This window comes from Amycolatopsis sp. (genome assembly GCF_025464955.1).
In the GTDB taxonomy this organism is placed as follows: domain Bacteria; phylum Actinomycetota; class Actinomycetes; order Mycobacteriales; family Pseudonocardiaceae; genus Amycolatopsis.
Genome location: NZ_JAODNM010000020.1, coordinates 1 through 9,461 on the forward strand (window position 1 = coordinate 1; position 9,461 = coordinate 9,461).

Annotated in this window: 9 protein-coding genes and 1 pseudogene; 4 read left to right on the forward strand and 6 right to left on the reverse strand. The window is 66.3% G+C overall.

From position 1 onward, the window contains the following. On the reverse strand, positions 1-201 hold a 201-nt coding region (locus JWQ81_RS02610; protein WP_297537131.1), incomplete at its 3' end, for a transposase. A gap of 61 nt (positions 202-262) precedes the next feature. On the opposite strand from JWQ81_RS02610, the gene JWQ81_RS02615 reads away from it, so the two are divergent. The 3 genes from JWQ81_RS02615 to JWQ81_RS02625 all read left to right on the forward strand — a co-directional run bounded on the left by JWQ81_RS02615 (position 263) and on the right by JWQ81_RS02625 (position 3,060). Next, a complete protein-coding gene (locus JWQ81_RS02615; RefSeq protein WP_297537132.1) occupies positions 263-643 on the forward strand; it encodes a nucleotide disphospho-sugar-binding domain-containing protein in 381 nt (126 codons plus the stop codon). A 468-nt stretch (positions 644-1,111) separates the two neighbouring features. Continuing rightward, positions 1,112-1,564 (forward strand): hypothetical protein, encoded by a 453-nt coding sequence (locus JWQ81_RS02620; RefSeq protein WP_297537133.1) that lies wholly within the window; start codon positions 1,112-1,114, stop codon positions 1,562-1,564. Between the two features lie 1,148 nt (positions 1,565-2,712). After that, positions 2,713-3,060 carry a hypothetical protein gene (locus tag JWQ81_RS02625; RefSeq protein ID WP_297537139.1) on the forward strand — a complete coding sequence of 116 codons (348 nt, stop codon included), beginning with the start codon at positions 2,713-2,715 and terminating at the stop codon, positions 3,058-3,060. A gap of 191 nt (positions 3,061-3,251) precedes the next feature. On the opposite strand, the gene JWQ81_RS02630 is transcribed toward JWQ81_RS02625, so the two are convergent. The 4 genes from JWQ81_RS02630 to JWQ81_RS02645 form a co-directional block, all read right to left on the reverse strand. Then, the gene (locus JWQ81_RS02630) at positions 3,252-3,662 is read right to left on the reverse strand and encodes a hypothetical protein (protein ID WP_366942245.1); all 411 of its coding nucleotides are present in this window, start codon (positions 3,660-3,662) and stop codon (positions 3,252-3,254) included. Continuing rightward, the gene (locus tag JWQ81_RS02635; RefSeq protein ID WP_297537135.1) at positions 3,560-4,072 is read right to left on the reverse strand and encodes a hypothetical protein; all 513 of its coding nucleotides are present in this window, start codon (positions 4,070-4,072) and stop codon (positions 3,560-3,562) included. Before JWQ81_RS02635 ends, JWQ81_RS02630 begins: the two co-directional genes overlap by 103 nt. Beyond that, entirely contained in the window at positions 4,054-4,296 is a 243-nt protein-coding gene (locus JWQ81_RS02640; RefSeq protein WP_297537136.1) for a hypothetical protein, read from the reverse strand. The genes JWQ81_RS02635 and JWQ81_RS02640 overlap by 19 nt, the downstream gene beginning before the upstream one ends. A 674-nt stretch (positions 4,297-4,970) precedes the next feature. Continuing rightward, on the reverse strand, positions 4,971-8,426 hold the full coding sequence (locus JWQ81_RS02645; RefSeq protein ID WP_297537137.1) for a hypothetical protein: 3,456 nt from the start codon (positions 8,424-8,426) through the stop codon (positions 4,971-4,973). Between the two features lie 74 nt (positions 8,427-8,500). Here JWQ81_RS02645 and JWQ81_RS44760 point away from each other — a divergent pair. Further along, a pseudogene (locus JWQ81_RS44760) lies at positions 8,501-8,626 on the forward strand (NlpC/P60 family protein); the annotation flags it as partial. A 328-nt stretch (positions 8,627-8,954) separates the two neighbouring features. Here the strand turns inward: JWQ81_RS44760 and JWQ81_RS02655 are convergent. Then, positions 8,955-9,308: a hypothetical protein gene (locus JWQ81_RS02655; RefSeq protein ID WP_297537138.1), complete on the reverse strand. Its 354-nt coding sequence runs from the start codon at positions 9,306-9,308 to the stop codon at positions 8,955-8,957. Positions 9,309-9,461: the final 153 nt, after the last annotated feature.

A 9,461-nucleotide genomic window follows, 5' to 3' on the forward strand; every position in this document is an offset into this window, starting at 1 on the left:
CGAAGCGTCGACCTTCGGCCGGACCCCCGCATCAACCTCGGCTTGGCGCACCCACCGCCGCAGGCTCTCCGCGGACACGTCCACCTTCGCCGAGATGGACTTGATCGCGTCCCACTGCGACGAGTACAGCTCTACCTGCTCAAACACCAACGCAACCGCGCGCTCACGCAGCTCACGAGGGTGCCTCGAAGACTTGGCCATAACTCCATCCTCACTCACACGATGGAGTCCCCGCCAAACCCGGGGCGGTTCAGACACCCGGTTGGCTGACGTCCCGGCCAACGCACGGGTCGCCGATTTCATCCCCTTCGCCGAGCTGCTGCCGCACACGAGTGTTCTGGTCAGCAACGGCGGTTTCGGCGGGGTTCAGCAGGCGCTGCGGCACGGCGTGCCGATGGTGCTCGCCGGGCAGTCCGAGGACAAGATCGAGGTCACCGCGCGCACGGCGTGGGCCGGCGCGGCCATCAACCTCGCCACGCAGCGTCCCGCGGCCGCGGACCTCCGCAAGGCCGTCGAGAGCGTGCTTGACACGTCCACCTACCGGGAGCGGGCCGTGTACCTCAGCGAGCAGTACGGGAAGCACGACGCCCTCGCCGAGATCCACGCCTCGATCGGCGAGTTGATCGCACAGCGCGGAGCCTGATCGACCCCGATCACCACGAGCACGAAGGCTACGCGCCGCCCCTGGGCGGGACAACCAATGTGACGCCGAGGCGGCAGAGGGATGGTCTGGGATCGTGCACTTGAGAGATGATCACACGTCGGGCTTGCTCGGCCGACGCGGGCAAGAATTTGATCACGCAATCTAGACCATTCGCAAGTACCTCGGCTACGCCTACCCGGTCGTTCAACAGTGGGGCTTCGAGCACGACAGCCTCAGGGAGATCACCCCGCAGCACATCGACAGCGCGATGAGCGGGCTTACCGGCCATGCGGTAGCCAACGATCTCCGGCAACGACCACCAGTCCTCACCCATCGAGGACGACAACGCGACATCTGCACGAACAGTTGACTCTTCAACTTTAATATAGCTGAATCTTCACTTACCTCCCGGCGTGACCGGTAGGTGCCGCGCCGACAGTCGGCGCGCATGAACTGGAGGTCAAGCCCATGAATCGTTCGCCAATGATCCGGACCGGCGCTGTCGCAGCTGCCGTCGCGCTCGCGGGTGCGGTAGCCATCGCGACTACCGCCGGAGCGGCGACGTCATCCGACCAGCCCCCGCTCACCCTGGTGGAAACTGTAAGTGCCTTCCACTCCATCGACGCCCCCGCGCCGGACGCAGACGGCAAGGCCGGAGACACGATCACCTTCGAGTCGACCCTCAGGACCAAGGCAGGCGTCAAGAAGGGGACCCTGGAAGGGCACTGCCTGCAGATCCGCGCCGATGGAAGTCTCGACGACCGCGAGGTCACAGTCACGCTGGGCGCCGAGTCCTACCGAATGGCGGGGCCCTTTGACCCAACCACCGGCGGAACCCTCACCATCACTGGCGGCACCGACCAGATCGTGAACCAGCTCGACGGCACCGCGATCCACACCGTTACCCTGACCCGTCGCTGAACAGAGGATCCACTCGGCCTTCCAGCAACCAGCGGTGATGCACGTCGGCGCGCCTGCACTGACATTGTCAAAAGCCCGCCCGCAGATTCGCCGAGCCGTGGTACCAAAGCAAGACTGAGCCCCCCTTCGAAGACATGCTCGCCAAGCTCCGCCGAACCTTGCTCTCAGCTCGATTTACCGCGGTTCGCCCAGATCAGACCGACCCCGATCTATTGCGCAACTACGCCCTGGCCTGCGCCGCAGCCGCCGCGTAACCGCGAAAGTCGAGATGTACGTAAGGGCATTGTTTTAGTATGCTCGTGCAGGTTCTCGTTCATAGTGGGGGTAGCCCACCGGTGAGTCACCTACTATACAGTCCACGATAGGTCATCACTCAAGAAGGCAGAAAGAGAAATAATGAAACGCATCGTAACAACACTCGCGACTGCCGGACTGATTGTGGGTGCCGGAGTGCTAGCGGCTCCCTCGGCGTCCGCCCAGACCTTGGATGGTGGTTTCAACGTATTTGAGGGCACGTACCCGTCCGCGTCTGCGTGTCAGAACGAAGCCAATATCCAAAACCCTATCGCCACACCTGCCGGAAGCTTTTGGTACTGCAGCGGAAACAACTTGTGGTTCCACGATCCCCGGTAACTCCTGATCAACCCACCGAGCGCGGAAGCTGCCAACAGCGAACCCTGATAGAGGTTGTTGATTTCCCGCTGTGGCAGCTGTAGCCAGATTCATCTGGATGATATTTAGTGTTCGGATGCACATCAAGCTTTACTGTACCGCGCCGGAGCTTTCTTTCGGCAGCGCCGACTGCACGGACCTCGGTGACCGGTGCCCTCACCGCCAGCATCACGTCCTTGACATCGGCGTGCCCGGTTCCCTCGGCTTAACACGGAAGCCCGTCAAGTCAAGGGAACCGGGCACGAGCGCACATCTCGATCGCGAACGTCCTCGGTGATGACGTAACCGCCGGCGATCAGGCCTGCCGAGGAAAGTCCGCCACGTTCAACCTCATCCGCCGCACCACGGCGATGGTCCCACAGCGCGCTCCCGCCGGTCCGTCGAGCCGGACCTCCTGCTCGAGTTCGGCGTCGCCGTGGGGACGGCGATCCCGTCAGCGAAACCAAGGATGTTGATCGCAGGACCATCCTCTGTGGATGGATCAAAGAAGGCACTCTGCCGCCAGTGCGGTCTCGCGCCCGCCACCTTGGCAAGCTCACCGGAGACCAGCGAGACCGAGAGCGGGTCGCCGCCACGCTCACCCGGCGGCACCCGGTCACCGGGGCACTCCGGCAGCCTCCAGGCTGCAGCCGCTCGGCATCGACGTCCGCAGCGCACCGGAGGACTTCGTTCGCTACATCGACGTCACCTACCCCTCGATCTACGACCCGCCCGGCCGCTCGCTGCAGAGCCTGAGGGGCTACCCGCGCAAGATAGGTGACATCGTCAAAGCCGCACTCGTGCTCACCCATTTCGAGCTGCGGCTGCGGGCAATGGTTGTGTGAACGCGCGCTGCCGCGTCGGATGACGGTCGTGTGCGCCATTCGATTCGGTGAGAAGGGCCCGACACGGTGACGAACCGTGCCGGGCCCTCGCGATCGATCGGCTACCGCTCGACCTTGCGCAGGGCGGTGATGAACGACTGGCCATTCGGCGAACCGAGACCGGTCATGGTGTCGTAGCCCGTGGCCGTGACCTAGTCGGTGTAGAGCTTCGACTGGCCGTCGAAGGTCCACACCTGGCCCCCCTCTTTGACGCATGGGCGGTACACGCCGTGGTATTGCGCCGGGGTGGACGAGGTCACCGGCAGGATGTCGTTGAGCGCGGACGTGCCGGACAACGAGTACAGCAGCGGGTTGATGAACCCGAACGGCGTGGCCTGACCTTGTTCGGCGTCCGCGACCATGCCCGCGACCAGCGGAGCGGCGAGGCTGGTGCCGCCCTCGGTAGAGGTGGAGAACACGTCAGGCCCACCGTTCTGGCCTGGCTCGGTCTCCGACTTGGTCATGCCTGTGTTCGGCGCGCCATCGGCGCCAATGTCCGGTACGGCCCGCGACGGGCCGCCGCCCTTGTTACCTGACGACGGGGTCGACGTCGACGCGGGCACGATATCCTTCTGGTACAGGGCTGGGACCACAACAGGCTCGCGCCGCCACCGGCCGCCCCCTGGATACCGAGGTCGTTGTAGCCGTTGATCGACGTGGCGATCCGCTGGACGTCATCGGACCAACCGGTCTCGAACGTGCACTGGTTGTTCGCGTTGATCGCCAGGCTGGTGCCGCCGACCGCCGCGGCGTACGGGTCGGCCGCGGGAACGGCCACGCCAGGCAAGTCTTGGGAGCAGAAGTACATGCCGATGCCCTCAGCCGCCGCGCGCAGCAGGATCGAATGGGCGATGTTCATGAACTCGGACGGGACCGTCGCCTCGCCGCCGCTCACGTCCCAGGAATTGGAGGTCATCGACGCGAGCGGGTGTCCGCCTGTGCCGTTGACGACCGTCAGGTCTGCGTGGAGCATGGCCTGCAGGCCATGCTCCACACCAGGTCGCAACTGTCCCCGCCCACAAGCAGTTGGTCGACGTCGGGCGCCATGGCGTAGCCGGACTCGACGTCGAGCTGTTCCTCGCCGTCGAAGGGGTTGCCGCAGGCGTCACCGTTGCCGATGACCAGTTCCTGGTAGTTCAACGAGCGTGGCGCGGGCAGGCCGTTCGCCGCGGCCCACGTGGTCAGTGTCTGGAACATCTTGTACGGCCTGCCACCTCGATGTAGGCGACGGTGACGCCCTTGCCGGTGCCCGCATTGTTCATGCCGTACGCGTAGCGCAGCTGGGTACTGGTATAGCCGCAGACCTGTGTGGGGAACGAGGTCGTCCCGTCGAGCGCGGGCAAGCCGGTCTGCGTGTGCTGGCCGTAGTAGTTCGAGCAGTTGCCGACCCCGGCGGCGATCTGATCATCGACGCCGGATGAACCCCTGTCGTGGTCACCCGGACCAACTCGTCACGATCCCGCGCGGCCAACCTGACAGGCCGCTTTTTCTGCGAGGGCACAACAACCGTCCTTGTCCAACAGGGGAACGACCTGCCGCACAACAGCATCCCAGCCACACAGGACATAACTAAGCAGCGACACACTACTACCCAGCTCAGCAAAACGCTTGCCGCGATGGCCATTCGATTCACTCGCCGTGGACGGCTACTCATTCGGAGCCTCCCTTGCCTTCGTGTTCCGGTGCGCGTTGGACAGCAGGGCCAGCCGGGTGCCGAGCGGTCGCTCGGTGATCAGCAGGTCGAGCACGCGGGCCTAATAGCCGGCCGCGGCGGCAGAGCTTGCGGCGTTGACCTCGGCCCGTCCTGCGTTCGTTTCCAGGCGGGTCCGGTCACCGTCACGGCGACCGGACCCGCTTCATGGACTACTGGGTCAGCCGATCCGGTAGCTGTAGGGCAGCGCCACCAACTCGTCCGCGTTGGGCTGGTCGTTGGCGGTGTCGGTGAAGTTGACTGCGTTGGTCTCGGCGGTCGGGGTCGCCAGGAACTCGTCGACGTAGGCGGTGCCGCTCACCACGGTGCCGGGCTTGCCGGTCGGGGTGATGGTGACCGGGATGTTCACCGTCTGACCGGGGTTGACCGTGAGCAGGGTGAAGCTGGTCGCCGGGGTGACCGAGGTCGCCCACAGGTCGGTCGCGGTCGAGCTGACGGCCGGGTCGAAACCCTTGGTCAGCGCGGAGAAGGAGAAGTTCGCGGTCCCCGCCGGGGCACCGTTCGGGCCGGTCGGACCGATCTCGGACGGGTCAGCCGCCCAGTCGCCGGAGGGCAGCGGGTTACCGACAGTCGAACCGATCGCGGTCTTGCCGCTGACCAGCGGCGGCAGGTCCGGGTCCCCGGCGAAGGGGCCGTAGTCGAACGTGACCGGCAGAGTCGCGTTGGCCACCACAGTGGCGCCGACGGTCTCGGACGGGACCAGCCAGGCCGGTGTCCCGGTTTTGGACGGGAACCCGTCCGGCGCCCCGGACGGGAACGGCAGCGCCACGTTGCTGGTCGGCGAGATCCCGGCCAGCTTCAGGTTGGCCAGGCCCGAGGTGCGGGCGTCCACGAAGAAGTCCTGCGGCTCTGTGCCGGTGTTGTGCACCGCGACCTGGACGGTCACCGGCTTGCCGGCCGGCAGCGTGGTGCCGGCACTGGTGGGCAAGCCGGGCGCGGTGATGTCCACCTTGTTGAAGGTGAGCGCACCGGTGTAGGGCTGCGACAGCTCGTCGCCGACGATCGCGCCGAGGAAGTTGATCGCCAGTGTCCACCGACCCGGTTGCGGGTTGCGCGCGTAGAGGTCGGTCTGCAGGACGTTGTGCTGGGTCGCGTTGCGCGCGGCCGGGTCGTAGGCGGTGGTGACCGCGTTGGAGCCGGTCGCGACGACGTTGCCGGCCGGGTTGATCAGGAACGCGATCACGTTGTCGCCGACGTCGTTGGTCAGCGCCACGTTGGCGTCCAGGTCCTTCCGGCCGTTGGGCACGTCGATCTGGTAGAAGGTCTCCTGGCCCAGGTCGGGCTGGCGGCCGTTGCCACCGGTCAGTGTGCCCGTGAAGGCACCATTGCCGGCGGCGGACACCAGGCTGCGCAGGATGATCGGCACCGAGGTCTGGCCGGCCGCGCCCGCGTTGAGCACGAGGGAACCGGAGGCGTCGCCCGGGGTGGCCGGGGTCTTCTCGGTGACCGTGACCGGTCTGGTTTCGCCCGGGGCCAAGTGCAGCACGGACGGGCTGACCGAGCCGTAGCCGGTGGTGTTCTGGGTGTCGGCCCCGAACTTGACCGTGCCGGCGACGCCGCCCCTCGCGATGCTTCTGCTGTAGATCTCCGCGGTCCACTTGCCGGCGGCCGGGAACCGGACGTCGACGTTGCCGTAGTTGCCGACGCCCTGCGGACTTGAGTACGCGGCAAAGCGACCCTGCGGGTCGATCAGGATCAGCCGCGCGGAGCCCCCGGTCGGTTTACCCGGGTAGGCGATCGACGCGGAGAGCCGGTCAGTGTTGGCGGGCACGGTGAAGGTGAGCGTGCCGTAGTTGTTCGACACCCCCGACGCGCTGACGAAGTGCGGGCTGGTCGTGTCGGACAGTGTCACGCTGCCGGTCTGCTTGTCGGTCTGCGGACCGAAACCGCGACCGGAGAGGTTGACCGTCTGCGCGGTCGCGCCGGTGTTGGTCACCTTTACGGTGAACTGCTTGGTCGAGTCGGCCGGGCCGGACGCGTCCAGCTGGGCCTGGTTGACCAGCAAGGTCGAGCCGACCGCGGCAGGCGACCCGTTGGTGTCGTGAATGGACAGTGCGGCCTCGACCGCCTTGTAGGAGTCGAGCCGCCCGGAGCCCTGCTCGTCACCGGGCTCGGTCAGGTCGTCGGCGGTGCTGGTGATGATCTGCTTGACCAGTGCCGGGGTCGGCGTCGCACCGTTGTGCGACTGTCGGTAGGCCTGGATGACCAGGGCGGCCGTGCCAGCGGTCAGCGGCGCGGACTCACTGCTGCCACTGCCGAACTCCAGATCGGATGGTTTGCCGGTGAAGTCGGTGCAGTTGGAGTAGACGGGCGACGGGGTACACAGCGCGAAGCTGGCGTCGCCGGGCGCCAACAGGTTCAGTGTGGTGCCGTTCTGCGTCACGCCCGTGGAAGCCAGCGAGCTGACGTTGTCGTTGAGCCAGCCGGTGATGGGGAAGTTGTCGGCTGCGCCATAGTCGGTCTGCGCGGCGAACCGGAAGGTAGTGGACGCGGCAGCGGAGATCACGTCCGGGTCACTGGAGGGGCTGGCCTGAGTGCCGGTGGAGCCCGCGTCACCGGTGGCCGTCACGACCGTGACGCCTTCCGCGACCGCCATGTCGTCGAACAGCTTCACCGCGTCGGCGGAGCCGTTGTCACCGAAGGGGCTGTAGCCGAGAGACTCGTTGATGATGTTGACGTGGTCGGTGTTCACCGCGTAGTCGATGGACTGCAGGATAGCCGATATGGTCGAGGTGTTGGTCTGGCCGAACACCTTGAACCCGTAGAGCGACGCACCCGGCGCGGTACCTTCGACGCGGATGTCGCACGGGGTGGGCAGCGGGTGCGCGCCGAAGTTCTGCACGTTGTAGACATGGCGACCCTGCGCCGCGATCGCGCTGGCGTCCAGGAACGCCTCGCCACCATTGGTGTCCGCGTTCAGGCCGTCGCCGCTGAAGTCCTGGTAGTCGGCGAAGACGTGGCTGCCGTCGGCCCGGATGAAGTCCGGATTGTTGATGTCGATGCCCTCGGCGAGGTAGGCGACCTTCACGCCATTACCGGTGAGCCCGAGCGAACGCGCGGTCTTGGCGGTCGGGTCGTCGGAGTCGGTGTGGGTGTCGGCGAGGGCCTCCGGCTCCAACATGGTCTTGCCGGGGGACGGGCAGGTACCGGCGGGCACAGTGAGGCCGGTGCCGGACGCGCTCCCGGTGGGCGCCGTCGCGGGCGACTCCTTGATCACCGAGTCGGGCAGTACAGCCTCGACGTTCGGGTTGGCGGCGAGCCTGCTCGCCTCACCCGGGGACACCGTGGCCGAGAGGGCGTCGGCGACGTGGTAGCTGCGCACGTTCTTCGCGTGCACCTGGGACAGTTCGCCGGCCACGGGCGACTGGGCGCCGGTGATGGTGTTGTTTCGGGTGGTCGCCGCCGGGGTGTTCACCGCCTGCGGGGCCGGCTGGTTCTTCAACAGCACGATCACCGGGGTGTTCACGTTCTGCGCGAGGTCGCTGGCCTGCTGCGTGGTCAAGGGCGCCTGCCCTGCGTTGGCGCCAGCCGCCGCGGCACTGAACGACTGCACCACCGCCACTACCGCCACAACGGCAGTGGCTGCCGCCAGGGCGAATGTTCTCTTGCGTTGCATTGCTTCCTCCTGGTAATTCTGCCGGACCTACGATAACGACGCCGAACATTTCAGTAACGTGCCCGACCATTCAACTTGGCAAGCCGTATACGGGCGGCACCGGCGATCCTGGGTTCGATTGCTCCGGGTTCACCCACGCCGCTTACGCTGCGGCCGGAGTCGGTATCCCCCGGACGACCCGAACCCAGTACAAAGCCGGTCCGCCGCTCACCGCCGGAACATGCCGCCAGCCTCGAGATCCGGCCTTTTGCGGGCCCGATTGGCCTTGGTCGGGTAGCGGGGATCCATTGCTGGATCCGCGCCCCTCAGAAGCCGGCCATGCGAGTTTCCGAGCAACCGGCTCAAACAGGCTGCTGGGGCGTGCCGGCGTTACAGACACTGTCAACTGAGCCATTGCCAACCTCGACGATGTATCGACGTTGGCAATGGGCATGCACAAGGCGGTATCCTGATCATCAACGCCGGACAACACCAGCGCTCCTGCAACGCCGGCGACCACTTCCGCATAAGAGTGCAGCCGGAGCCTCGTCAGCGATCTTGCGGGGGGTGGGTCTGCTCCTGGGTGGTGGTTGTGCCGTAGAGGTGGTGCGCGTAAAGCGCGGTCCACACCTCGAGCTGCGCGGCCACGCGGCGCCCCACATCGGTCAGCGCGTAACAGTCCCCGGCCGTATCCCTGTCATCCCAGCTGCCCTGTCCGTCGTGACGTCGAATCGCGCCGTATGCCGCGAGAGCCCGCACTGCGCCGGCAAGGTCGCGCCAACGGGCCCCGGTGTACCGGCGCAGCTCGGCACGTGCGCAGGGCCGGATGGCCAACACGTCGACGACCTCGACGACGTACCGGCAGCTGACCAGCCGCAGCAGCTCAGGCTCGGCGCTGTCCATGCGCCACCTCTCTCGTGACATAGTGAAAACCTGCCTTCCGCATCGACGTCGCGTGCGGCTTGTCTGCGATCTCAAGAACTGGAGCCAAGCGGCTGCCGACAGTCACAGCATCGTCCTCTCCAGTCGGCCGGGCCGCCGAGTCACCATCCGGGG